Annotated in this window: 20 protein-coding genes; 6 read left to right on the top strand and 14 right to left on the bottom strand. The window is 39.7% G+C overall.

The features are described 5' to 3' along the window. Positions 1-16 precede the first annotated feature (16 nt). From WSC_RS24395 to WSC_RS0118015, 8 genes are all read right to left on the bottom strand, one after another. Positions 17-643, bottom strand: coding sequence for a DUF952 domain-containing protein (locus WSC_RS24395; RefSeq protein ID WP_016957356.1), 627 nt, complete (start codon positions 641-643; stop codon positions 17-19). A 15-nt stretch (positions 644-658) separates the two neighbouring features. Next, on the bottom strand, positions 659-1,717 hold the full coding sequence (locus WSC_RS0118045) for a ferritin-like domain-containing protein (protein WP_016957355.1): 1,059 nt from the start codon (positions 1,715-1,717) through the stop codon (positions 659-661). 1 nt (position 1,718) lies between these two features. Then, on the bottom strand, positions 1,719-3,392 hold the full coding sequence (locus WSC_RS0118040; RefSeq protein WP_016957354.1) for a GMC oxidoreductase: 1,674 nt from the start codon (positions 3,390-3,392) through the stop codon (positions 1,719-1,721). Beyond that, positions 3,392-3,874 carry a hypothetical protein gene (locus tag WSC_RS0118035; RefSeq protein WP_016957353.1) on the bottom strand — a complete coding sequence of 161 codons (483 nt, stop codon included), beginning with the start codon at positions 3,872-3,874 and terminating at the stop codon, positions 3,392-3,394. The genes WSC_RS0118040 and WSC_RS0118035 overlap by 1 nt, the downstream gene beginning before the upstream one ends. Positions 3,875-4,010: 136 nt before the next feature. Continuing rightward, positions 4,011-4,742, bottom strand: coding sequence for an IclR family transcriptional regulator (locus tag WSC_RS23315; RefSeq protein ID WP_016957352.1), 732 nt, complete (start codon positions 4,740-4,742; stop codon positions 4,011-4,013). 214 nt (positions 4,743-4,956) lie between these two features. Continuing rightward, the gene (locus WSC_RS0118025; protein ID WP_016957351.1) at positions 4,957-5,541 is read right to left on the bottom strand and encodes an HD domain-containing protein; all 585 of its coding nucleotides are present in this window, start codon (positions 5,539-5,541) and stop codon (positions 4,957-4,959) included. Positions 5,542-5,555: 14 nt separating this feature from the next. Continuing rightward, complete coding sequence (locus WSC_RS0118020) at positions 5,556-6,449, bottom strand: glutathione S-transferase family protein (protein WP_016957350.1); 894 nt, start codon at positions 6,447-6,449, stop codon at positions 5,556-5,558. An 87-nt stretch (positions 6,450-6,536) separates the two neighbouring features. After that, positions 6,537-7,424, bottom strand: coding sequence for a LysR family transcriptional regulator (locus WSC_RS0118015; protein WP_016957349.1), 888 nt, complete (start codon positions 7,422-7,424; stop codon positions 6,537-6,539). Positions 7,425-8,095: 671 nt separating this feature from the next. Here WSC_RS0118015 and WSC_RS24390 point away from each other — a divergent pair. After that, a complete protein-coding gene (locus WSC_RS24390; RefSeq protein ID WP_016957348.1) occupies positions 8,096-8,632 on the top strand; it encodes a DUF1993 family protein in 537 nt (178 codons plus the stop codon). 8 nt (positions 8,633-8,640) lie between these two features. Here the strand turns inward: WSC_RS24390 and alr are convergent, their stop codons facing one another. Continuing rightward, a complete protein-coding gene (gene alr / locus WSC_RS0118000; RefSeq protein ID WP_016957347.1) occupies positions 8,641-9,741 on the bottom strand; it encodes an alanine racemase in 1,101 nt (366 codons plus the stop codon). A gap of 205 nt (positions 9,742-9,946) precedes the next feature. Between alr and WSC_RS0117995 the strand changes: the two genes are divergently transcribed. Together WSC_RS0117995 and WSC_RS0117990 are read left to right on the top strand one after the other, a co-directional pair. Next, complete coding sequence (locus WSC_RS0117995) at positions 9,947-12,046, top strand: endonuclease/exonuclease/phosphatase family protein (RefSeq protein WP_016957346.1); 2,100 nt, start codon at positions 9,947-9,949, stop codon at positions 12,044-12,046. 24 nt (positions 12,047-12,070) lie between these two features. Then, a complete protein-coding gene (locus WSC_RS0117990; RefSeq protein ID WP_016957345.1) occupies positions 12,071-13,912 on the top strand; it encodes a PhoX family protein in 1,842 nt (613 codons plus the stop codon). 88 nt (positions 13,913-14,000) lie between these two features. On the opposite strand, the gene WSC_RS0117985 is transcribed toward WSC_RS0117990, so the two are convergent. The 4 genes from WSC_RS0117985 to WSC_RS0117970 all read right to left on the bottom strand — a co-directional run bounded on the left by WSC_RS0117985 (position 14,001) and on the right by WSC_RS0117970 (position 17,734). Then, complete coding sequence (locus WSC_RS0117985) at positions 14,001-14,684, bottom strand: hypothetical protein (RefSeq protein ID WP_016957344.1); 684 nt, start codon at positions 14,682-14,684, stop codon at positions 14,001-14,003. A 16-nt stretch (positions 14,685-14,700) separates the two neighbouring features. Then, positions 14,701-15,708, bottom strand: a complete 1,008-nt coding sequence (locus WSC_RS0117980) for a 5'/3'-nucleotidase SurE (protein ID WP_016957343.1) — start codon at positions 15,706-15,708, stop codon at positions 14,701-14,703. A gap of 73 nt (positions 15,709-15,781) precedes the next feature. Further along, positions 15,782-16,915 (bottom strand): hypothetical protein, encoded by a 1,134-nt coding sequence (locus tag WSC_RS24385; protein ID WP_016957342.1) that lies wholly within the window; start codon positions 16,913-16,915, stop codon positions 15,782-15,784. A gap of 9 nt (positions 16,916-16,924) precedes the next feature. Beyond that, a complete protein-coding gene (locus WSC_RS0117970) occupies positions 16,925-17,734 on the bottom strand; it encodes a hypothetical protein (RefSeq protein ID WP_016957341.1) in 810 nt (269 codons plus the stop codon). Between the two features lie 167 nt (positions 17,735-17,901). On the opposite strand from WSC_RS0117970, the gene WSC_RS0117965 reads away from it, so the two are divergent. Next, positions 17,902-19,578 (top strand): hypothetical protein, encoded by a 1,677-nt coding sequence (locus WSC_RS0117965; RefSeq protein WP_016957340.1) that lies wholly within the window; start codon positions 17,902-17,904, stop codon positions 19,576-19,578. A 295-nt stretch (positions 19,579-19,873) separates the two neighbouring features. Here WSC_RS0117965 and WSC_RS0117955 read toward each other — a convergent pair whose 3' ends face one another. Beyond that, positions 19,874-20,200, bottom strand: a complete 327-nt coding sequence (locus WSC_RS0117955) for a hypothetical protein (protein WP_016957338.1) — start codon at positions 20,198-20,200, stop codon at positions 19,874-19,876. Between the two features lie 572 nt (positions 20,201-20,772). On the opposite strand from WSC_RS0117955, the gene WSC_RS24380 reads away from it, so the two are divergent. Both WSC_RS24380 and WSC_RS0117945 read left to right on the top strand, forming a co-directional pair. After that, a complete protein-coding gene (locus WSC_RS24380) occupies positions 20,773-23,232 on the top strand; it encodes a TonB family protein (protein WP_082196214.1) in 2,460 nt (819 codons plus the stop codon). Between the two features lie 317 nt (positions 23,233-23,549). Beyond that, positions 23,550-25,184, top strand: coding sequence for a hypothetical protein (locus WSC_RS0117945; RefSeq protein WP_016957336.1), 1,635 nt, complete (start codon positions 23,550-23,552; stop codon positions 25,182-25,184). The last annotated feature ends 245 nt before the right edge of the window (positions 25,185-25,429 follow it).

Genomic DNA, 25,429 nt, shown 5'->3' with positions numbered 1-25,429 from the left:
GGGCATATTATTATCTTTATAGTTCTTCGGTATTGATAGCAAACTCACCCGATTCATCAAGTGAAATAGGTACAACTTTGTGCACACTATTGATGTTTATTGGGCCAAAAATGTGTGGGTACAGTCCACCTGTTGCTGGTTCCCATTTCACTTCACTGGTGATAGCTTTTTTGTCTAATTCTAAAATTAGTGGCTGTTCAGTGTTTTTGTAAAACTTGTTGGCCACTCGGTTTAGTTGGCTTTTTGGACTTGCATGAATAAAGCCTTCAGTTTGTAAACTGTCGCGAACAATTTCCCCTGTGGCTAAACCTTGTTGATATTCAGCTTCACTCGACAATAAATAAATGTAAGGGTCCATCAAACCGTCGTACATGCGAATAAACATATTGGTCACTGCTTGTTGTTCGTCACCTTGATATATGTAATCCACTCGAAATTGACCAGTTAGTTGGTTATCTTCACGTGTTTGGCTCATTATGCTAATTTCGGCCAGTGCCAGCCAGTTGCTGTCGGTTAACCACACTGGAATGTCATCAAAAAAGATCCGACTGCCTTGTTTGCTGAATGAATATACTTCACCGACTTTTAAATTGTATTCTTGGTCTGTACGTAAAATTGAATTTACTTCTATTTTAAATCCCATATTTTTATTCCTTATTTATTCAACTGGCTCAACCCATTCAAACGATGGGCAACCTGTATAACCATGAGTTTGTGCTGGATCTAATTCAATTTTGGCCATAGTGGTGGCTATTGGCGAAAGATCATGCATGCCGTTCATTATCGCGTTATATAAAACTCTTGGATTGCCAGCAAATGCTTCTTCTATTTGTTGCAACATCAAACTATAAGCTTGATTAAACTTATGGTTGAGTGATTGTAAGTCAGGGTTTTGCGCATAAGCTTCATGTGTTGGGTTTTTCAGCATAGGGTAAACTTGTGCATAGTCAACGCTCATAGGCGCGCCCGTTGGTGGTAATTTTGGATCGTCATCTGGCAAATAGTGACGCTCAAAATACACTTGGCTAAATTTGTAAAAATGCGCTAAGTCTCTATGTTGGTCGTACTCGTTATAGTCGCCATCATACAAGCTTGCCGCGGCACCTTCCCCTTGGTCGATAATTTGTTCAAGTGCAGCTTTTGCTGAATCTATATCAGTCACTGCAATTGGTTTACCACCGCCGCGCCAAAAATAGGTTTCAGTTATTTGATTGCTGGTATCTTGGCTAAACAAGGTTTTACCGCACAATTGATATTCTTGGTTTAGCTCATCTAACTCTTTAATTATATTGTTATAAAACTCACCTATGCTGTAGCCGTCTACATCTAAGTCTTCAATGGCTTTTAAACTCATTTCAAGTGGTGGCATATCATCTGGGAGTTCTATGCGTCTGAATGTTTGAATGGTGTTTTTAGTAAATTTTTCTAAATTTATTGCAAACTCACGGCCTTTAAATTCTAAAGTGAGAGGGTATTTAGGCACATTGTCTTTGCCCAGTTTCACCTCACCACCTATAGACACTAAAGTATTGCCTGCCAAACATAAGTGGAGCATTTCTTCCATAAATACACTACGAATTGCATTGGCTGCATCTACGTTTGTGCCGGGATGAATCGAGAAATATGCTGTCAAATAGGGCGGCAATGTACTCAGTTCTAGCTCGATTGCTGTTTGTAGATCTTTTCGAATTTTGGCTAATTTTTCTTGTGCGTCCATTTTATACAGCTTCCTCTACTTCTGTTTGTTGCGCGTGAGCAAATACGTGATTATTTAGGTGAGTCGCCAACCTGATGGCCAAACTCGTTAAGGTTAGAGTTGGATTGACCGCACCTAATGTGGCAAACGAGCCGTTAGAGCACACGTATAAATTGTCGACATCAAATACTTTTAGGTTTTTATCAACCACACCTTTATTAGCTGATTCTGCCATGCGGGTAGTGCAGGCTGCATGATCCGCACGCCAAGAAATAGTTTTTAGCCTTGTATTGCTTGCGCCCATAGCGGCAAATATTTGCTCTATATCAGCCTGAATTTGTTTAATTCTGGGGTTAAAATCTGGCCCTTGTTCAAAGTCGATAGCGGTTTCAACTAAACCTATATGGTTGCGTTTGCTCGCATTGTATAAACGGTTGTTGTACTGGCTGAAAATTTCAATTAAAACATGCAGTTGAATTTTACTCTTACCCGTTATTTCGTCTTTGATTACGCTAAAAGGTTTACCACTTTGCATTTCTGTTGCTAAGCGCGTACCAATGCTGCTAGATGGGTTAACAATGATATATTTGCCCATTAATTGTTGGGCTTCGCTATCAAAGTGGCGTGAAACGAGTGTTGGGAAGTCCATTTCAGGCATTAAACCATCTGGATTTTCCGGCAAATCTGCTTCAAACATCATATAAGGGTGAGTGATAAGGTTGCGACCCACTAAATCGTGATCATTACCCACTCCATTTGGCCAATGCGCATCAATAGAGCGTAACAATAATTTAGATGACTCAATCGCTCCAGCAGCTAATATGACAGTGTGCGCATGCAGTTCAAAACTTTCAGTTTCTGAAATATTTTTGTCGTGAAAACGCACACCTTTTACTTTGTTTTTGCCTGACATAATCAAGCTTTCAACCACTATGCCTGTTTTAACCTCTAGGTTAGGGTAGTCTTTGTATTGCATCATGTCGTCGATATAGTTGGCAGCAACATATCGAGCACCAAATGGGCAATATTTACAAGTACCTGTAGTTTGGCAAGGTGGGTGGATTGAGCCAGACGCCGACATACCGTGACGAGCAATCGGCATATGGCTATATTGCAAATTCAATACTTTAAGCGCGTCTAATGCTGGTTTATCTTCCGCTGTGTACGGAAACGCTGGGTAAGGATAACCTTTGCTGCGAGGTACACTTGGGTCATGTGAGTCGCCAGACACACCGATATAATGTTCAGCTTCACAGTAATAAGATTCTAGCTCGTCATAATCAAATGGCCAATCAACTAAATCATAATTACCTGATAGTTTATTGATGTGTTTTTCTATATTGCTTTTAAGCTTAAAGTCTTCAGGTTTTAAACGGAAAGACCAGCCACCCCAATGCACAGTCGAACCACCGTACATCATCAACCTTGAACCTTGCATAGGTAAAAGTGTGCTGCCTAAACTTTCGTTTTCACCTGCGCTGTCTTTGGTTGGGTAAGCTTTGTCTTGGCAAAATTCATACGGCAGATTGCCAGTCACTAAGTAGTTTTGATGAGTTGCAAAGTCACGCATTTTTACTTTGCTACCAGCTTCTAGAATGGTAATTTTTTTATGCGGATCTTTTTCTAAAACTTTTTGCGCGATTGCCGCTGCGGCTACACCTGAACCGACAATGAGTACGTCCGTTGTGTTGTTCATTATGCTTCCTCAATTGTTCTGTAAGGCGTTTGGCCTTTAATGTTGCCACCACTAATAAAACCCAATGCGTTTTTGGCACCAAATGTTTTAAACCCACCAACTGCTAGTGCGAGCGTGATAAATTCATTAGAAACTCTTTGTCTGGCTCTAGCTAAGTGTGTTGTTGGCGGTTGTAAATTGGCGGATGGGTCGGTAAATAGCTTTTCGTACGCGGCTTGTTCTCCCAATTGATAAGTCAATTCGCGAATGACTTTAGCGGCATTTTTGTAGTCAGCGTAGTAGTTTAAGTCAATTTTTATCCGGTTTTGCATAAAAACCAATAATTGAGATTTCACACCGGTTTCTGGTACTGACAATTGCCAATAATCTTTTATTTGGCAAAAAAGCCGCCACATGGCTTCGAAAGTTCTTTGATCGATTTGCAGGTCGTCGTCTAAATACGGGTAGGATGTTTCCACATCGTAGGTTATTACGTTATCCATGGCGTTTCCTTGATTGGCCTATTATTTTTATATGCTCAAAGGATTTTAGCCAATAAAACGAAAGGCGCAACCGTAAATTTTATTTTACGCTGCACCTAAGGGTATGAAATATATAAATTATGCGCAATTTCGCTAATTAACTGACTTTGATTTTGTCAGAAATTTTTATCGCTGCGAGCTGCCCTTTGTTAATGGCTTGCTGAATATCACAAATTTGGTGACTACCCGGGTAGCTAATATAGTTAATGACAAGACTGGCGGTAACTTGCTCTAGTCTATCAAATATTGGAAAGGCAATTTCTTCTACGCCGGCCAGAAAGGGGCTAGGCATTCGAACATATCCTTGTTTACGAATTTGTGCAAAATGCTCATCTTTGTCGCAGGGAGTATCCTGGTAAGCTAACATGAGTTTACCGGGGCAACATGCGTCTAAATCAAAACGTGCACCAAGTCTTGCACATATCAACCAGTCCAACGGCGCATCTTTTTGCTGAATAACCATGGCTTTGTCTTTATATGCCATAGCTAAATAACAAGGCTGGCCTGTTTCAATTGCTAGCTGCTCCATAGTTGCTCCAGCAGAGCGGGCTAGGCTGTCAACTGGCATGTTGTCGAAAGCAACTTCAAATAGTTTTAAAGATAATGAGTATCGGTCATTTGTTGGGTCAAGAGACAAATAGTCGCGACGTTCTAAAACTGAGACCATTCTAAATATTTCTGAAACAGATTTATTTAGCTTTCCACCAATGTCTTTAAGGCGCAACCCATCGGGTTCTTTAGATAGCAACTCTATGATATCTAATCCTTTTTCCAAAGCTGGTGCAGTATATTTTACATCTGTTTTTTGTTGCTTTTTTTCTTTTTCCATAATCCTACAGCTTCTGCAAAACAACCCGTAATTGTATACCTACGGCATATGAAAAGTACTCTTTTCATATATGGCTTAGCTATATTAGGATAAAGTCATACTGATTAATAGCATTATTTGAGCAACAAGGGTTAATCGTTTAACTTTTGTTCATGTGTATTTACTTGTTTACAAATTTGTACGCCAAATCTGACAATAAGACTGATTTATAAGCTTATTCATCAATCAGCCAACCTTGGGATACGGCAATTTCAACTTGGGCTGTCATCCAGTTATGGATCTCTGGAAAATCGTTTTTAATAAAGGCGTGTGCTTTTGTAACTTGACTGCGTTTAACTTTTAGTTCGCGCCAAGCTTTTCCTTGGCTTTTTATGTTGTACATAAAAGGCAGTAATCTATCGACTGCTTTAAGCAATTTAGTTTCTGCGCTTGTGCCTGTTTCTTGCTCTTCCCATAAATCTTGCAAATTTTCACAGCCATTACCTGCATATTGTTGCAATCTAGCGACACAATCCCTTTCTTTGATATGGGCGTTACTTCTATCATTTGAATATAAAAAGGTATCACCCGCATCTATTTCACCTAAGTCGTGTACTAAGGCTAATTTAATTAACTTTTCATGACTAATGTTCAGCTGAAACGTTTCAGCTATGTTCCAACACGCCATGGCTAAGTGCCACGAATGTTCAGCAGAGTTTTCAACTCTAGTTTGGCCTTTAACATAGGTTTTGCGGTTAACTAATTTGAGTGAACCGAGTTCGTACAAGTAGTCAGTAATTTGTTGCATAGATGCAGGCATAATTTTTATTTTCCTTAGATGCTGTCAGGGCCTAGCGGTACAATACCAGAGGGATTAAGTGTTTTTATTGAATAATACCCTTGTTTAATGTGCTCAGCATTAACCGTTTGTTTAATGCCCGGCAGTTGATAGATTCTGTGCATATAAGCATGTAGCTTGTTATAGTCGCTAATACGCTTTTTATTACACTTAAAAATGCTGTAGTAGGCGAGGTCGAAACGAATTAGGGTGACAAATAATCTGATGTCACTTTCAGTTAAGTGTTCGCCTAACAAATATGTTTGATTCGCGAGTTTTTGCTCCATTGTATATAAGCCTTCAAACACATCTTGGTAACCACGTTCGTATGCTTGTTGTGAGCTTGCAAAACCCGCTCGATAGACGCCATTATTAATTTTGTCGTAAATATATTGGTTGATAGAGGCCATTTCTCCCGCCAAATGACTTGGGCGTAAATTGATATCGTTTTTGGCTAGATGAGTAAAATCGTCATTGAGAATTTTAATGATATCGGCCGATTCATTGTTAACGATTTTTTGCTCATATTTATCCCATAATACTGGCACTGTTGCTCGGCCTGTATATCGGCTGTCACTGTGGCTATAGAGTTGGTGCATATAGTTCTTTTGCATATTTTCTTCTGGCTGAGCAAATGCCCAGCCTTGTTCGGTTAATACTGGGTTTACAACCGAAACTGAAATGGCATGTTCGAGTCCTTTTAGCTTACGTAACATTAAAGTACGACAAGCCCAAGGGCAGATATAAGCGACATATAAGTGATATCTATCGGCGGGTGCATTTGCAACAACACCATCTCTGAAGCCGGATGATTGGCGAATAAAGTCGCCGTCTTCACTTTTTTGTTGAATTGGTTGCCAGTTTTCGACCCATTGACCATTACGTAACATGATAATTTCCTCTTTGCTTAAACTATTTTAAGTTTTGCATTTGAGGATTTGTGAAACAATATCTGTTATTGGTGTTTGTCTGTTACCTTATTTGAAACAATTCTCCGCGAGAAATTGGCTAAATACTTGTACTTTATTCGATAAGTGTTTGCGGTGGCTGTATAAAATATAGATTCCACCTTTCATTAATTCCCACTCAGGTAATATTCGAACTAACTCGCCTGACTTAATTTTGTCTTCAACTAAAAATGATAAACATAAACCTATGCCTAAACCTGCTTGAATAAAACTGGCGACTGCTAGTGTGCTATTGACGCGAACTTTACCTGACGCGCGTATTGATATTTCTTCTGCCTCTTTAGTGAACGGCCAGCTTTGACCACCACGGAAATTACTATCGACTACGAGTTGGTGATCTAGAAGTTGTTGTGGGTGCTCTATTGTCGGGTGTTGTTGTAAATACTCAGTGCTGGCGCAAAGCACTAATTCCATGTCAGCAAGTTTTTTCGCGATTAAGCTTGAGTCTTGTAATTTACCTATACGGATTGCTGCGTCGTAACCTTCTTCAACTATGTCTATGTAGCGATCTGACATGGTTATGTCGAGTTCGATTTCAGGGTAGGTTTGGGCAAATTTAACCCAAACCGGCGTTAGGTATTGTTGTGAGAATGCTTCGGCAGGCGCTGCAAGGCGCAGTTTGCCTTTTGCACCTGCATGGTCTGATTTTATTGCTTCGTCGAGTAGTTGGAATTCTTCGAGTAATGGAAAACACCTTTCGTAGTAGGCTTGCCCTTCGGCTGTGGTGCTCATTTGCCTGGTTGTTCTGTGTAGTAGGCGTATGCCGAGCTCACTTTCGAGTGATGAAACGGCACGGCTAACCATAACTTTGGATATCCCGAGTTTTCGCGCTGCGGCGGAAAAGCCACCTTCTTTGACAACAGCACAATAGGCCTGCATACAGTTTAGTTTGTCCATTTATCACCTTGTTTTGTATTTTTATTGCTGCTCGAATTCTAATGCCCTTGGCTCACCGCAACTCAATAGTTCGTCAATGCCTATTTGAATGCTGATTTTCTAAAACTTCACAAGGCAGGGAAGCCTTGTGGGAGCGACCAAGGATGGTGCACAGCGTTTTTAGAAAATTATGCTTCAAATGGGCATGTTTGTGCCAAACTTTTAGCGCGACTTGGCACTTGCATTCCACCTCATAAGGCAAATGGGGTATTTTTCACAAAATCGCTTTAAACCCGTCCTTGGGCCGCTCCCACAAAATATCCCTATTTTGTGAAGTTTTGTTCAAAACACGCCCATTCACCTTATTAGCATTTTTATTGCTGCACGAAGTTTCATGCATTCTGCCTACCGCAACTCAATTGTTCGACAATGCCTATTTGAATGCTGATTTTCTAAAACTTCACAAGGCAGGGAAGCCTTGTGGGAGCGACCATGGAAGGTGAACAGCGTTTTTAGAAAATTATGCTTCAAATGGGCACATTTGCACTTAACCTTAGCGCTAACAAGGGCATATTGCTACTGAATTGTATCTTTCTAAGCAACAGTCTGGTTATATTAAACTATATTGTTAATTTAGAGCGACGGTGCAAAAATAGCAAACAAGTCTTTATAATAGATAACAAGCGTAAAACATGACTAACACAACGCCATTAAAAAGCATGCAAAATTTTGCATTGCATTATTTACCGCTCATGAAAACACTCGGTGAACAAATGCAACAACACAACTCAAACATATGGCAACAATGCCCCTTCGACGATATGTTTGCCGCACATACTCAATGGCGAATTTGTTGTAATTTTATATTGCGTGGGTTTGCACCTTTACTAGATAAACACTGGCCTGATGATTTTGCCGATTTTGAAAATTCAGATGATAGCTGGCAAGGTTTATTGCAACAGTGGCAGAAGGTTAGTGATTATGTGATGTCGTTGGAGGTTAGTCGACTAACACGAAAAAATGACGAGGAAGTTTGCACTGATAAGGCAGGATTCGCGACTGTAAACTTGCCGCCAGATGTTTTTATCAATCAATATATAATCCCCAACTTTTGTTTTCACTTCAGTATGTTGTATTTAACTGCAAAACAAGGTGGAGTTTCAGTTAGCAAAGGGCATTTTGATGGTTATCATAAATACCCAGCCAATTTTTCTTTCGAACAAGAATAAAAACAAGCTTAATAGTATTTTTTACATACCCGAGCGGTAATTTGACACAAGAGCTCATAAGCAATGGTAGACGAGTGTTCGGCTACGCGTTCAATCGGTAAGTTGTCACCCCACAACTCAACAGTATCCCCAATTTGTTCTTGAGGATTTTCGCCTAAATCAACCGTGATCATATCCATAGAAACACGACCAACAACCGGCACAATGCGACCATTTATCCAAACAGGTGTACCATTTTTAGCATGGCGCGGGTAGCCGTCACCATAACCAATGGCAACAACACCAATATGTGTATGTTTATTACTATGCCAAGTTGCGCCGTAACCAACTGAGGTTCTGGGCTCTATCGCTTTAATTGAAATAAGTTTGCTGGTGAGTTGCATCACAGGCAATAAATTATGTTGTTTACCTATTTTGTCTATCAAAGGTGAAACGCCGTATAACATAATACCTGGGCGAATATAGTCATGGTGGCATTCAGGCAAAGTTAAACTTGCAGCAGAGTTCGCCATTGAACTAGTCAACTGAATACCTAACTTATCAGCGGTAACATGCGCTTGTTGCATGCAATTTTGAAAGTTTTGCATTTGCTGATTTATTGATGGGTGATTCGGTTCATCGGCGCAGGCAAAATGGCTAACAATACAAATTTGTTTGTTGATTTGTGGCAACTTGGCAAGCTGTTCAATCGCACTAGATATCTCGGCTGCAGACAAACCTAAGCGCGTCATACCCGTATCTACTTTCAACCAAACTGTAAGTGTTTTACCACTGCCATTTTCTTTGATGATATCGAGTTGCCATTGCTGATGAATACAAATGACCAAGTCATTTTCTTCTGCATCTATTAACTCTTGCGCTGAAAAAATACCTTCCAACAAAATAATGGGTAAGGATATGCCAGCTTGGCGCAGTTGCATTGCTTCTTCAATACGTGCAACGCCTAAACAATCTGCAGCAGCCATTGCTTGTGCAGTTTCTAGTAGTCCATGTCCGTAGCCGTTCGCTTTACAAATAGCCATAACTTTCGAATTGGGAGCTGCCTGCTTGGCAATATTTAAATTGTGCGCTAGCGCAGCCAGCTTGATATGTGCAACCGCTGTAGTCATGGCTGTTTAAACTTTTTTACATCTTAGATTGCTGGTTATTATGCAGTGATCTGATAGAAAACGAAAGTAAAAGGGCACACATGCAATATAACTGTCTACAAATTGTCATTTCGCATTCAACAATTGGTCATTAAATCAGCTTAACTTGTCCGACCTGTCATTACTCTACATTACTGCAAATTTGGCAAAAATTATAAGGACAGGTATGAAAATGGTATCCGCACGACTTAGCCTAGCTGCACTAGGGCTTGTATCTAGTTTAGCTCAAGCTCAACCGGTATTTTTTGAAGATTTTAACATTGGCTTAGATGGTCAATTTTCAACTTATACTAGTTCAAGCGATAAAAACTGGTTTAACGACACATTTAGCGGCACCAGCACAGCTGCTATGAATGGTTATGGTGGTAACGAAGGAAGTAATGATTGGTTAATTTCACCAATTATTGATCTTTCAACCACAGGTATAAACACAGCTACTTTATCATTTACCTCTCGAGTTCGGTTTGATGGCACTAACTTGAGCGTTAAAGTTTCTAGTGATTTTCAAACTGGAAGTGATCCTGCAACTGCCACTTGGACTGAGTTAAATCCATCTTTACCGCAAGATGGTCAAGGCTCAGGTGGTTCAGGTTTTGAATCATCTGGTGACATTGATTTAGCGGCTTATCTTGGTCAACAAATCACTATAGCTTTCCACTATCAAACATCAGCCGACGCGGATGGTGATAACGGCGCTTGGTACATTGACGATGTATTGGTTGATGTAACAGGTGACAATTTAGCTTTGCCTATGGTGGCAGCTATGACAGCGAGTAAAACTGAATTAAAACTCGCGGCGGACACAGAATTTAAAGCAACCGCATATAGTGGTGTAGCGCCATATACTTACACTTGGGACTTTGACGATGGTTCAAGTGCAACAGGAGAAACAGTATCACATCAATATAACCAAGGTGGTGATTACATAGTTACTGTTGTTATTGAAGATGCCAATGCGCAAAAACTCACTTTAACTAAAGATGTTTATGTAGAAGCACCTAATCCATATGTTGTTAAAGCAAAAACATCTGCTGAACATTTACGTGTTGCCACCTTTAACGTCAGTATGGAAGCTGAAAATTATACTTCTACTGACATTGAACTGAATGGCGCACAAATATTAGCGGACGAGTTAGCAGCAGGTGACAATCAACAAATTAAAAACATAGCGCAAATTATTCAGTTAGTTCGTCCAGACGTTGTGTTGCTAAATGAGTTTGATTACATAGCTGATGAAAATAGTGGCGTTGATATGTTTATCAGCCAATATTTGAACATTCCACAGTCAGATAACGCCCAGTCTATTGATTACCCTTATTATTATGTTGCGCCTTCTAATACAGGAATAGACTCAGGTTTTGATTTAAATAACGATGGCAACTTTGCAACGGCAGACGACGCTTACGGTTACGGTCGTTTTGAAGGTCAATACGGCATGTTGTTATTGTCGCGTTATCCAATAGCGCAAGACAAAGTACGCACTTTCCAAAAGTTTTTATGGAAAGACATGCCAAACAACTTAATGCCAGTTGATCCGGCTAATAATAATCAAGCTTGGTACAACCAAGACGAAACTAATGTTTTGCGTTTATCTTCAAAATCTCATTGGGATGTACCAGTAGAAATAAATGGTGAGCTGGTTCATATCTTAGCAAGTCATCCAACTCCGCCAGTTTTTGATGGTGATGAAGACAGAAACGGTCGCCGAAACCATGACGAAATTCGTTTGTGGGCAGATTATATCAATGGTGCTGAATATATCTATGACGACCAAGGAGAGACGGGCGGTTTATACAAAAATGCGCGTTTTGTTATTGCGGGTGATTTAAATGCATCAGTTGAAGGTGATGCTTACCCAGGCACTATCGACCAACTTTTATTAAACGACAAAGTGTACGCTGAGTTCGCGCCTGCTTCTAACGGTGGGGTGGCAAACGACAGTGACAATCCTCTTGCACCTTATCACACAGCTTCTTGGCAAATGCGCGCTGATTATGTACTGACTTCTCGCTCTGGGTTAAATGTTCAACAAGGTTCAGTGTTTTGGCCAACTGAAGACCAAGATTTATATCCACTGGTTGAAACTCGCGCAGCTTCGTCAGATCACCGCCTTGTGTGGGTCGATGTCGCAATGACTGACTTAGTTGATGAGCATGAAGATGATAATGACGACGATGATGATTATGAAATTGACGGTGGCGCAACAAACAACCTTTTCTGGTTATTGCTGCTGACACTTGCTGCATTTAGACGTTTAAAACAATAGATTTATTTACACGGAGAACTAACAATGAAAACGCAAAATTTGTTTAAATTAAGCTTGTTGGCAGTGGCAACTGCGACAGCATTAACAGCTTGTTCAATTGACTTAGATTTTAACGATGACGATGACAACGATGACCATCATCAACCACAAATGACAGAATTATCTTTTGCTGAAATTGCCGTGCCATTGTCGCTTGATGCACAACAGCAAGTTCGTGCAAGTGGTGAGGTTGTGGTAAACGGTAAAATTCAGTCTATTGGGTATCGTCGTATTATGGCAACAGCCTATGAAGATGATCAAACTGGTGAAAAATTCGGTTTGTCGAAAGACTACATGGATCAACCAATCACTTTTGAAGACGGTAGTGATTACATTTGTAATGGCACTAATGCTGGTGTCGGTTCGGGCTTAGACTTTAATAGTATCATCGAAAAAAACAACAAATTGTACATGGTCTCTCAGTTTGAATGTCAAATTGGTTCTATTTATGTACAAGAGTTGGCGCAAGATGAATATGGTCATTTATCGCCAGTTGCCGGTACTTTAGAGTTTGTTAGCCAAAAAGATGAATTTGGTGGTTGGGTACATTGTGCGGGTCAAACAACACCGTGGCAGTCGCATTTAGGCTCAGAAGAATATGAGCCAAGTGGCGCGTTAACTGTTGGTGATGATGGTAAAACAGGTGACTTTTACTACGATGCAATCGCACCTTACTGGCAAGATGATTTAACTATGGCAAGCCCATATTATTATGGATGGACACCAGAAGTTGAAATTAATGCACAAGGTCAAGCTGAATATACTAAACATTATTCAATGGGCCGTTTTGCACATGAGTTGGCTTATGTAATGCCAGATAACCGCACTGTATATTTATCTGATGACGGTACAAACGGTGGTTTTTACATGTTTGTTGCTGACCAAGCTAAAGATTTATCTTCTGGTACTTTGTATGCTGCTAAATGGATACAAACTTCTGCGGCGAACTCGGGTGAAGCTGATTTAGAGTGGGTGAGTTTAGGTCATGCAAACAATGCTGAAATTCGTGCTGAAGTGGCGAAAAAGCCACACCTAACAGACATTTTTGAGTTTGTTGATGCAGACGACAACGACCAATGTGCAACAGACTTCACTTCAATAAATACTTCAGCAGGTTTAGAGTGTGTTAAGTTAAAAGACATTAATCAAGATTCTGTGGTCGATGCGGCCGACGAAAAAATTGCCTCACGTTTAGAAACTCGTCGTTTTGCAGCTTACAAAGGTGCAACAACTGAATTTCGTAAAGAAGAGGGTATTACTTTTAACGAAAAAGATGGCAAGTTATACCTAGCTATGTCTGAAGTATCACGTGGTATGGAAGACGCTAGTTCAAATGATAAAGGTGGCCCGAATCATATCCGTTTAGATAGAAACTCTTGTGGAGTTGTCTATGAATTAGATGTGATGGCTGATAACTCTGTTAATTCAGATTATGTGGCTAAAAATATCAAAGGCTTAGTTGCCGGTGTGCCCTTTAGTTATGCTGCAGGTGATGTTTACGAAGGTAACTCTTGTGATGTTAACTCAATTGCCTCACCTGATAACGTAAGTTATTTAGCGGATTCAAACAGCTTAATTATTGGTGAAGATACCAGTAATCATCTGAACAATATGATTTGGTCGTATGACTTAGATACAGGCAAGTTAACCCGTATTTATACAGCGCCATTGGATGCAGAAACTACTTCGCCATTTTGGTACAAAGATATCAATGGTTTTGGTTATTTAACTGCGGTTGCACAACATCCAGAAGGTCGTGAAAGCGATATGGAATCTGAAATTGGTTATGTTGGTCCATTCCGTTTTAATCTTGAAATGGATAAATAATTAAACCTACTATAAAAAATTAGGCCTGATTTGTCCTTTCGAAAATCAGGCCTTTTTTACTTTCTATTTTGCCTAGCCAGTAGCCAGCTTAAAACCAATAACCCGCAAGCGCAGGGTGTTCGCTGGAAATTTTCACAACAGATTGTTCATCGGTTAATTGCTCAAGGCTGACAAAAGCAAGCTGTTGACCTGTTTCGCATGAGTCAGTTAACTTGGTTAACAAGCTGCTATTTGCTGCAAGTTGTCCGCTTATTTGGCAGTTGTTATATTGAGCAGATATTTGCCCTGAAGCCGAGATATCTAACACAAGTTTTTGCGTTTGATATATGCCTTGATATGCACCAGTTAGTTCAGCATTTGTGATAGCTGGTGATGAATCCAACATAGTGAGGATTGTTGCTTCATCTGTATTTGAATCAGTATCTAGGCTACAGCTAAATGTGGAGGGACTAACACCAAGGCCGCAGCTAATTTTGTCAGCGAATATCAGCAATTCATCATCCGCCGTAAAATTCGCTTGGTAGCTAGTTGTTTCGTCTCTGTCATTATTGGTAATTAACAAAGCGCCTTGTTTATCAATAACCAAAGTATAAGTTTGAGCTTGCTGTTGTTGGTTACTAAATACACTTTGATAGATACCTGTATTGGTGCGCAAAAATTTGGCTTGAGTATCATCATCACTGTCAGAATTAATGCTGATGTCGCAACCGGTTAAATTGAGCACTGCCAAAGCGGCCGCACCAGCCAGTATATGCGTGGATATATTTTTCATTACTAAAGTCACCTTATTAATCCACTAAACCATTTAACTGCATGCGAGTCCAAGCGGTTTTACTTTGTGTTGCTTGTACATTTGCTTCAATGGTACTTATGGTAATGTAACCTTCTGCTATTGCGTTGCCTTCACTATTGGTGTTTTCATCATCAACTAGTGGGGTAGAACGCTCAATTGAGACACCCGCTTTACCTGCATATTGGCTTTGTGCCATTTGCATCGCGCTCGCCATATCTTGTGCATAACCTGCAGCTAAAATACCTTGTGCTACATAACCCATCACAACTTGATCTGCGGATAAATCGCCAGCAAATTTCACATCAATACCACCAGCATTCCAGCCGACCTGGGTGAATTTATAACCTTTAACATTGGCCATATCCGCCGGAGTATTTACATTTAAGCCAGTAAATTTAGGCAATAATGGTTGACCTGCTTGTTGGTTGGCCACAAGTTCAGCAACAATTTCTACCACAGCGTCAGCCACTGCATTTACGTCAGCATCTGTTTCAGTGGAAGTATCAGCACTAACTGCAATCGCTGGTAAACCACGGGCAATACTGACATTTGCTGCACCTAAAGTACCTGAGTTATTGGTCATATAACCTAGGTTATTGCCTTCATTTGGCCCAGAAATGACTAAGTCAGGGGCTGCATTCCAAGTTTGTTGCGCAAGCACATCAATACCGTACAAAGCGGCCATAACAGGTGTGCCTTCAACAAAATCTTCAAATTTGACTGTTTCGTCAGTGTCACCAACACAGACTTTGCCGTCAGCAATTTGTGATGTATCCACATTAACTGCTTTTAAGAAATGAATTGCCCCACCTTTACCACTTTGGCCAGTACAAGGTGCAGACATGATAACGTTATGCCCAGCTGCTTTTAATTTATCAAACAAGGTTTGAATATTTTTGGTATGCCAGCTGTCATCATTGGTGACTAAAATATTTAACGCATGGCTTGAAGTTGAAATACAGCCAGCAGCCAATAAAGCTAAAGTAGTTAACGATTTTTTCATTGTTGTTTTCTCCTGAATAAAAGTTGAGAAAACTGTAGAAAAAATAAAGGTCAGTTATGTGAAAAAGATATCTCTAAACTTTTAGAGTTATCTTTTCAGCCGGCAGTTTAAGCCAGTATTGGTAACGTGCTGTGCGACCATCACGGCGGCTGTCGAATAAATAGTTTTCTGCCAAATCACCCAGTTGTTGGGTTAATTCTTCTTTTATTTTATTGCGGTTTTGGTCGAGCGTTTTTCCTTTTAAACCATTTTCTAATAAGTCGTTAATGGCTTTTTTATGGCCGCCATATTGCTGCATCAACTCTGCTAAATATTGACCTTGTTCTCTGTCTGGTTTGTTTATCGCAGGGTTGATATAAGCGCCTAAATTGTCTTTTTGTTTTTGAGCGTACCAATAATAATAAATCAATGGGGTTATCTTGAGTTGGCAGGGTATTCCGTGAATTGTAACTTGGCTGTTGGTTAAGTCTATTGTTAACTCGTCTGTCGCTGTGGCTATGTTTAATGCCTGTTTAGCACAAATGTTTTTACTTAGCGCGAGTTGCAGCCAGCTAAATTGTTCAGGTTTTAACTGCGTATTGAGCAAGTGTTCAAGCAGCCAAGTTCGTTCGTCCACAGAATTTTGAGCCATTATCCATTGGCATTGTTGCTGAGTTGCGACACTGCTAGCGCTGAGTTTATTAGCGATAAGTTTAGCTTGAGACTTGCTCAAACCAATTGTTTGCAGGCGGTTACGCCAAGTGATTAGTTTTTGTTTGCGTGCATTTGGAAAAGCGGCCACAAGCAAATTTAACGATAAACACACCAACAGCGTAAACAGCAATAAGCTCAACCAGCTTACTTGATAAGCTAAATCGAACCGTGTTTTTATCCGATGTTCGGCCAAGTTGGTAACCACAGCTAAGTTAAACCAACTTGATGCTGAATCTTCCAACAAAACACTGCTGGCTTGTTTAATAGATACCTGACGAATGACTGACGAAAATATCGGATGGGTAAAAGTAAAAGCTTTGCTGTTGTTAAGCTGTTGCTCCAAATTAATTAATAAATCAGGTGTAACTAAAGTTGTATTACTGAGTAAATAAGATTGATGGATAGCAGCCGTTACTTGCTGATGAACAGACCAATAGCTGCGCACAACACTTAATATAAATAGCAGTGAGCCGACGGCTAAAAACTGCCAAATAGTTCGGCGATTGAAGTGCATAAAGTGACCTTAAGATTTGTTGTGGCTAATTTGTAGCGACTGCATGTAGTGGTTTACTTGTTTGGTCAATAAACCGTGCAATTTCGCGTCAACTTGATTACTGACATACCAATTACCCATAGGACGGTTTTGCGCCAACACAACTTGCTGAGTTGATGGCCAGTCTTTTAAAGCACTGACTGAACTAATGGATGGAATAACATCTAGTTGTTGGTTTAAAAACTTTTGCACTAGGCTTTGATAGTTAGCGCAATAGACAATTTGTGACTCATCCACATTCAGTTGGCGTAGTTGAGTTAAAGGCAATTGGTAAGTGGATAAACTTGCGGGATCGTCAATTAAACCGATTTTTTTCTGCGCGAAAAAAGTTTTGTCCACGCTCGCAATTGGACTGTGGCTATACCAATGTATGTCGTAACTGGGCAATTCAACCAGAGATTGGTAAATGGATTGATAATCAGGCGCTAACCCTTGCAGGCGATAGTCGCGTAACCAAATTAAATCATAAGCTTGGGTTAAAATAGTTTCACTGCCAATGAGTTTTCTCGGTTGCCAATTAATTATGACTTGGTGGTAGCGGTTGCTGATTTCTGTGTTGTTGCACAAACTTTCAGCCAATTGTTGGCTGTGGTAATTGGTTGGAATGTATAAATTAAAACTCGCGCTGCTTTGGTTATTATTGGTTAGGCAAGTGTGCTGACTTAAGCTTAATTGTAAAGTTTTATGCGGCTGGTGGAGGGTGAAAAACCAGATGCTTAGCGCAGCCACTAAGCCAATAAAAATGAGTTTGCTGGTAGAAATATACAGATGTTCAGACATGATTTTTTATTGCTTTCTTCTGCGCAGGCTTAATGTCAAAACCTTTATGTTATTGCAATTTTATGACGATTGTGTGACTGAGGCTGATTAAGCTGTGTTCATAAATCCGTAAATATTCTTGGTTAAATTGCGCTTTTATTTGTTAACTGACTATTTGGACGAAATTAATGAACACGCAACAGATTTTGATGTTAATGATTGTTGCCTGTTTGACTGGCTGCTCAGGCAAACAATCAGAACTAGAACAAGCCCTAGCCAAACAAACTTATACTCGAACCAATGTTATGTATAACGAAGCTGCTTATGTACCAGCACAATGTTATACCAAAACCCAAGACGAGCAGGGCAATGCTTACAATTCGTGTTATGCCTGCCATGCAAATGGTAAAAGGCCCAATTTTATCAATGGAACTGACCTACAGTTAGAATACGGTTTTACTGCGGCTTATTTACAAACCAATAGATGGAAAAATCTATTTCGAGACTTTTCAGCACATACCCAATCATTAACTGACGAATCTATTTTAGCTTATGTACGTCAGTCCAATTATTTTGCGCAAGATGGAGAAATTATCTTAGCGGACAAATTAAAAAATCCACCGAAAAAATGGGATGCAAACAACAACGGCAAATGGGATGGTTTTGTGCCGGACGTGTATTTTAACTTTGACCAAAACGGCTTCGACCAAACACCGGATGGCCAATTTAACGGTTGGCGAGTTTTTGCTTATGCGCCTTTCCCCGGTGCTTTTATGCCAACTAATGGCGCAACTGACGATGTAATGCTGCGTTTACCTCTAGTATTTCGACAAAATAACCAAGGTCAGTTAGATTTGCAGGTGTACCAAATTAATTTGGCAATTGTTGAAGCGCTGATTCAAGAAAAAGATATCAGTATTCCTGTTACCAATGAGCAGCTTTATCAAGTCGATTTAGATAAAAACGGTGAGTTGTCGAGCGCACAAAAAATTACCTATCAATGGGCACCGAAACAGAATGAATATATGAACTTTGTTGGTAAAGCGGGTGAGTTACAAAAACAAGGTGAACTGAAAGTTGCTGCGGGTTTATTCCCAGTCGGCACTGAGTTTTTGCACACAGTACGCTATTTAGATTTAAATCAACAGCAGCAAGTACAGAAGTCTGCGCGGATTAAAGAAGTGCGTTATAGCAAAAAAGTCAGTTGGAATAATTATGCTCAGCTGCAAAATGCCGCTTTAAGCGAAATTAAAGAAAAACACGATTTTCCTGAGCGTTTACGCACATTTAAAGGAGATAGTGAAACTGGTTTGTACACAGGCATGGGCTGGAAATACCAAGCTTTTATTGAAGACAAACAAGGTGATTTGCGCCCACAAACCTACGAAGAAACTGTGTTTTGTATGGGTTGCCATTCAGGCATAAGCGCTACTACCGATTTAAACTTTTCGTTTGCGCGAAAATTTAATAATCAGCAATTTAAGAACGGTTGGTATCACTGGAGCGAAAAATCGATAGCCGGCACAACTGAAACTAAAATGGCTGATGGTCGAGCTGAGTTTCAAACCTATTTAACCAACAACCCTTGGGGTGATGAGTTTAGAACCAACCAAGAGGTATTTAATAAGTTTTACAACCCAGATACAACAGCAAAACCTGCCATGTTTGACGCGCTAAAACATGATCTAGGCATTTTAATGTTACCCAGTGCAGAGCGCGCATTAGCATTGAATAAAGCGTATCAAGCGATAGTGGCCGAACAAAGTTATATATGGGGGCGCACACCTTTATTAGCGCCAACTAAAAATGTACATGAGTTTGTTGAAAGCGGTACACCGACCGGCTTGCAGGTAATTTTGAGGTAATGTCGAGACGTTTGAAAGTGAGCAGTTAAGGGCAGGTGTGTAGTGCATATCTGCCTTTAAAATGTAGGTTTGATGGTTAATATAGCTTTGGCGGCTTGAGCGATACGCTTGCTGCCTATGATTCTATAAACAATGAATGATTAGCCTTGTTGAGTTTATCGAAGCTTGTGAAGTGCCACTAACCTTGAGTGTTAATCTATTTGAACACCATTTCTCCACTTTTGTTCATCAGCTTTACGCGAAATTCAAGACGCAAGAAGCTAATGAAATAGTGAAAAATTATATGTCATATGTGTTAAATATAGGGGAGTTTTAGATATTCTTGCTTCCACCGAAACATGTCCCAATCTGTTTTTACATATACTCCAATATAGTCCGGTTTTATCTTCCAAATATGCTGATTATCCAACATACCAGCATGTTCGTAGTATTCAGCGAAAAAAATATCGACCCGGGTTTTGCGAGCGTGTTCTAACAATGTATAGCGTACCCCTTCAAATCTAGTTTTCGATATGCCTGAGACGCAATACATGCCGAGTTTTTCGAGCGTGTAAGCATTTTTACTACTAATAATGGACTCACTTTTTTCTCTGCTAATTTCCATGTCTCTATTCTTACCCATTTTATTGTTCCAATTATTTGTACAATGAAAGTATAGATCGGAACTAAGTTTGTTGGCGGTTTTTTGTTCGGTTTGAATTTGAGTATTTGACCTGTTTGTTGCTCAGTGTATTTTAGTTGTGTCTAATTTATTGTTCATTTGTTCAGTGTGTGGTAGCTTAAAAAACGTAATGGATTATTGGGCTCGAATCATGCGGAATACTTTGCGACTTTCACTTTGAACTCGGCTGATACAAGTGTTGAGATTTATAGTTTGTGAGTAAGCTACGGTAAACTTTTAGTGATGGTGATTACTTACTGTAAATTTCTGGGGGATCTTTCAAACTTGGATGCTTTTTAATCAGCACCAATTTAGAAAGGGGACTTGATGTGTAATTTCACTAAAGCTTGTATTTTTTCTTTGAAAAATACTTTGCTCCAAATTACATCTCTTTCTCACCAAAATGGACCCCTGTTAAGCTGATCAAAGTATGATCTTGCCCTGCAGTTAATTTAGCGTAAATTCGACTTAACTTTTGCTGATCTTGCTCTATAGCAAACAGCCTGTACGTTCCATAAACAAGGATTCGGATAATGATGACTAAATTCCGCTTAAGATCTATGCTGCTAACACACTACATATATACGTTATGTTTACTTCTTCTGTTGTCTACCCTTACAGGTTGCCTGTCATTTGAACAGGAGAACAAACGACCCGTAGCGCTTGTTAATGACGATATGACTGCAGTGGTTGGCTCAACCGTTACGCTTAGTGGCGCTAATAGTCATGATCCAGAAAAGGAGCAGTTAACCTTTAGATGGAACATAAAGTCGAATCCAGAAGGGAGTTCAAGCAGTTTTGACGGTAATAATCAATCTTCGGTGACTTTTATTCCAGATATAGAAGGTGAATATGAAATTGAATTGATCGTGAACGATGGCGAACATGATAGTGAGCCAGCTCACGTTATCGTCACTGTAATAAGACTCCCAGAGGTGACAATATCATTAGATAGCAACAAAAATGACTTGCAACTTGGTTCCGAAGTTTATTTATCAGGCAGTATTGGCGACATAGATGAAGATAAATTCACTTTTAAATGGTCGTTGGTGTCTAAACCGGACAAGAGTTCGGCTGCTATTGAAAATAGTAATAGTTTATTATTTCAATTTACCCCGGATATTGAAGGAACATATGCCGTTGTATTAACCATCAGCGAAGACAGGGTGGAAAAAGCTAGTCACCCTTTGGAATTCAAAATAGAACGACCTAACACTGATAATTTTGCTCCTGTCGCAAATGCAGGAGCTGACCAGAATATAAAAACAGGCTCATTAGTCACTTTGGACGGAAGTGCTAGCAGCGACCCTGACTTAGATGTAATTAACTATAGGTGGACTATTACCAGCAGCCCAGAGGGAAGTATTGCCACATTGAGTCTTAGCAGTATTCAATCACCTACTTTTATTGCTGACATTGACGGCACCTATGTTATTGCTTTGGTTGTCAATGATGGTATTGCAGACAGTAGTGTTGACTCAGTAGTAATCTTGGCCGAAACGCAAAATGTACCGCCAGTTGCGGCAACCAACACTGAATTGAACGGGGTTGCAGTAAATCAACAGTACAGTTTAGATGCCACTGCCAGCTACGACGCAGACAATGACCAACTAACTTATAATTGGGAACTAACCTCCTTACCCAGTAATGAGGCTAACGCGGAGTTAAGCAATAAAACTTCAGCAATTGCAGCTTTTACAACCGATTCTGCTGGTGAATACGTTATTACACTTGTAGTTAACGATGGGAAATTGGATAGTACCCCGTTAAACCTCATTGTAAACGTAATTGAAGACAATGTTTTAGCACCTGTTGCTCGAGCCGGAGACGATCAAAGCGTTGAAGTTGGTGAAGAAGTTAGTTTAGATGGTGCAAGTAGTTATTCATCGTCATCGTTGCATTATTTATGGTCTCTAATCAGTTACCCAGAAGGCGGTGAGGATATAGAGCTGGTTGGCGAAACACTTGCTTCAGCAACGTTTACTCCTGCGATTGAGGGCGACTACCTATTCACTCTCACTGTCACGGATAGCCAGGGCCAGTCAGCAACCGATAACGTAACGATCCATGCTAGTGACAGTAATATGGTCGTTGTCGCCAATGCCGGACTTGACCAAGATGTAACCGTCGGAAATATTGTCTATTTAGATGCTCGAGAATCAAAAGATAAACATAGCAAAATCGCTCAATACGACTGGCATTTTAAGTCTTTGCCTGAAAACAGTGAAGCTAAGATAAGTGGAAACGATATTACACCTACTTTTATTGCCGATGAGGTTGGGGAATATGTAATAACCCTTACGCTCTACAGTTCGGATGCTGTGCTGTCGACTGACGTGGTAATTGTGAATGCCAGATTGGCTTCAGGTAACGTTGGTAGTACAACCCTTCACATTCAAAGTGCTGATGATGAAAATAGCTATGAAGAGGTCGGTTTAGCGTTGGATATTGATACGGGACCCATTTCCACCAAAGGCTTGCAACTTGACTCGTTTAAGCTGACTGCTAGTGAAAGTGATATCACTATCATTAATGTCGCTGCAACCATAGATGTGCCAGGTACTTTCCCTTCTTTTATCGGCTTAGAATCAGGTTATAAGATTAGCAAGGGTGAAGTACTAAATTTTAGTACTTATGTACCTGAGGTGACTGAACCATATAGAAGTATTACATATACATTTGAGGTGTATGAGACAGGGGAAGTTTATACGATCAACTATTTTCCTATGCCTATTCTTATTCTTATTAGTCCCAAGTACCCAGTAGATGCCTTAATAGAAGCTAAAGAAGGTTGGATTGAACTTCAATTTGCAGTAACTACTCTAGGTAGCGTGGATGATATAGTTATTGTCGATCACTACCCGAGTGACGTGTTTGATAGAGAAGCAACTCTAGCCTTAGCTAAATGGAAATTTAAACCTAAGGTAGTTGATGGAGTGGCAATCCGAGTAAATGGGATAAGAGTCGTATTAGAGTTTAAATTGTCAGAGTAGATTGTAATTAATGGGCAAGCATTAATTGTAAAACCCGCACTGATTTTATCGTATGGTCTCCTTTGAAAGCAGGAGACCATGATATGTTCTATTAGTATCACACGGACAACGAATCACTCGCAGCAAACAATTCTATTGAAAATGTTGTGCTACATGATGCACTAAGCTGAAAACATTTTGGTTTTGGAAACGCTGAAATATATACACTATAACTATTCATGCAACTCAGTGATTAGTGTAAACCTGTATATTTGAATGTACCCTGATACACCTGCAACCGAACAGTAATGTTGGTATGGCCTAAAGGAGTGGCTGTTATGAAAATTTTCTCAATTGTTGGATTCTTGCTCGCTATAATTCCGGGAATTTCTTATCCGATGAATCCACAACCTCAGCAGGTAAGCAGTTCTTTTGAAGAAAAGCCCCCTGAATATTTTTATGTAAACCGGTCAGGAAAAATAGGTCGTTATTTACACCTTGTTATTTATGACAACAAACATGTCTATGGAGTTATTCATTTCGTTGTTAATAGTAGTAATACTTGCTTGATCGAATTTACAAAGAAAAAAATAAATCAAAGGGGGGTCTATGAACTTAGTCCTCTATTTGGTGATTGTCCTGGTTATGAAGAGGGAACGATAAAACTGAATAAACATAAGGAAGACAGATATTTTGTTACAATAGTTCCGAAAAAAGTAACAGATACTTCACCTGTGATCAAAAGTTTCGCGATCAAACATAGTAGAGAAGTATTTAAGTCAAACAGTGAATTTGGATATGTATTAAATCAGGCAGAAATACTGAATCTAGACTTATATGAATATGGCAAACTGATAGAGTTGGAAAGGCAGAAAGCTTTGAAATTTAATGTGGATACTGGTGAGTTTGTCGAAGAACTATCGGCTCTTGACACTGCTGGTGCTTGGCATGGGTTTGTTCTTATTGGGGGATATTTGGCGCCAGCGGAACTTATCGTTTGGTTATCACCAATGTTATTTAGTGGTTCTTATAATTTTTTTGGGCTCATATCTATGGGAGATGATTGCAAAATGCTTCTAAGTATTCGCTCTGATTTTAATAACAAAGTTATCTTTGATGAGACTAATAAAAAAAATCGAGCCAATGGTTGTCCGAATCCTCCTTTTTTCACATGGCCAGATAAATATGGTTTTTTGGCGCTATCAACGAACAAAAACGCTCTTAAAATGAGTTTTAGTAAAAAAACAAATGATTTCGGTCAATTTGTTAAGTATCCCATCAGTTTTGCATTGGATCGCTACTTAAATAATGAGCTACAAACAGATTACGACGATTACGTAAACCCTCCTATAGGCGTATGGAACGACAATCTTCACACAATAACCTTCTCCCCAAATAAACTAGAGCTGGATTACAAATTAAAACTCAAAATTAACAAGGAAATTTCCAAAAAACGCCAGTTGGAATTAGAGGAGTATAAACGTCAGGAAAAAGAAGCACTAAGAATGAGATATCAAGCTGAACAAGCGGAATTAGAAAAACAAAAAGCGGAAAAAGCAAAAATACGTGCTTTACACCAGCGACTAGCCGAACAGTCAAGAAACGAACCACAAAAAAAACTCAACCCACTTGAGATATATGCTTCAGTCGTCATTGGGGCTCTAGCACTTCGAGAATTAATTCCATCAGACCCTTATTACGGTTATGGGTCGTCCTTAAATAGCTGTGAAATGGAAGCGGTTAAGAGTGTGACAAGGTGTGATGTTGAGTGGTTACCATGCGATAGCCTAGGTATGAATTGTAATAACTACTCAGCAAAATGTGATAAGCATAGTGGCAGCTTTTTTTCTTGTGCAAGCATAATAGAGGTCAGTAACCCTTCACCAGGGTATTGGTTTTGCCAGGTTGATGACAAAAAAAACATATCTAGAGACTTAAAATCTGTAGTGGGGAAGATGTGTCAGCAAAACTAAAATAATTTAAAAATCATACTTTTGGAAACAATTTTTATGCCTTATCGTGGGCATGTGGTGTTATATATGAAACTTTTAATTGAAAAATAAGATGCCGTGTGTTCGATTCGCTTGCGTTAAATGAACTACCTTTTATCGAATTAAATATATCAACCTAATCGCAATTAGCTATCTGCTCAGTTCAGGTATTAAGCGTGTTTTTGTTTGCTCGTTACAACCAACAAGATCCCACCCAATAGCATGGT

Origin of the sequence: Catenovulum agarivorans YM01 (assembly GCF_000281085.1) — a bacterium.
GTDB lineage: Bacteria > Pseudomonadota > Gammaproteobacteria > Enterobacterales > Alteromonadaceae > Catenovulum > Catenovulum agarivorans.
Note: the sequence above shows the minus strand (reverse complement) of the source record. Positions and strands in the feature narration are given on the sequence as shown.

Bases quoted from the DNA above. Each gene is read 5' to 3' on its own strand.
- WSC_RS24395 (WP_016957356.1), bottom strand. From the start codon at position 643: ATGGGATTTAAAATAGAAGTAAATTCAATTTTACGTACAGACCAAGAA.
- WSC_RS0118045 (WP_016957355.1), bottom strand. From the start codon at position 1,717: ATGGACGCACAAGAAAAATTAGCCAAAATTCGAAAAGATCTACAAACA.
- WSC_RS0118040 (WP_016957354.1), bottom strand. From the start codon at position 3,392: ATGAACAACACAACGGACGTACTCATTGTCGGTTCAGGTGTAGCCGCA.
- WSC_RS0118035 (WP_016957353.1), bottom strand. From the start codon at position 3,874: ATGGATAACGTAATAACCTACGATGTGGAAACATCCTACCCGTATTTA.
- WSC_RS23315 (WP_016957352.1), bottom strand. From the start codon at position 4,742: ATGGAAAAAGAAAAAAAGCAACAAAAAACAGATGTAAAATATACTGCA.
- WSC_RS0118025 (WP_016957351.1), bottom strand. From the start codon at position 5,541: ATGCCTGCATCTATGCAACAAATTACTGACTACTTGTACGAACTCGGT.
- WSC_RS0118020 (WP_016957350.1), bottom strand. From the start codon at position 6,449: ATGTTACGTAATGGTCAATGGGTCGAAAACTGGCAACCAATTCAACAA.
- WSC_RS0118015 (WP_016957349.1), bottom strand. From the start codon at position 7,424: ATGGACAAACTAAACTGTATGCAGGCCTATTGTGCTGTTGTCAAAGAA.
- WSC_RS24390 (WP_016957348.1), top strand. From the start codon at position 8,096: ATGACTAACACAACGCCATTAAAAAGCATGCAAAATTTTGCATTGCAT.
- alr (WP_016957347.1), bottom strand. From the start codon at position 9,741: ATGACTACAGCGGTTGCACATATCAAGCTGGCTGCGCTAGCGCACAAT.
- WSC_RS0117995 (WP_016957346.1), top strand. From the start codon at position 9,947: ATGAAAATGGTATCCGCACGACTTAGCCTAGCTGCACTAGGGCTTGTA.
- WSC_RS0117990 (WP_016957345.1), top strand. From the start codon at position 12,071: ATGAAAACGCAAAATTTGTTTAAATTAAGCTTGTTGGCAGTGGCAACT.
- WSC_RS0117985 (WP_016957344.1), bottom strand. From the start codon at position 14,684: ATGAAAAATATATCCACGCATATACTGGCTGGTGCGGCCGCTTTGGCA.
- WSC_RS0117980 (WP_016957343.1), bottom strand. From the start codon at position 15,708: ATGAAAAAATCGTTAACTACTTTAGCTTTATTGGCTGCTGGCTGTATT.
- WSC_RS24385 (WP_016957342.1), bottom strand. From the start codon at position 16,915: ATGCACTTCAATCGCCGAACTATTTGGCAGTTTTTAGCCGTCGGCTCA.
- WSC_RS0117970 (WP_016957341.1), bottom strand. From the start codon at position 17,734: ATGTCTGAACATCTGTATATTTCTACCAGCAAACTCATTTTTATTGGC.
- WSC_RS0117965 (WP_016957340.1), top strand. From the start codon at position 17,902: ATGAACACGCAACAGATTTTGATGTTAATGATTGTTGCCTGTTTGACT.
- WSC_RS0117955 (WP_016957338.1), bottom strand. From the start codon at position 20,200: ATGGGTAAGAATAGAGACATGGAAATTAGCAGAGAAAAAAGTGAGTCC.
- WSC_RS24380 (WP_082196214.1), top strand. From the start codon at position 20,773: ATGATGACTAAATTCCGCTTAAGATCTATGCTGCTAACACACTACATA.
- WSC_RS0117945 (WP_016957336.1), top strand. From the start codon at position 23,550: ATGAAAATTTTCTCAATTGTTGGATTCTTGCTCGCTATAATTCCGGGA.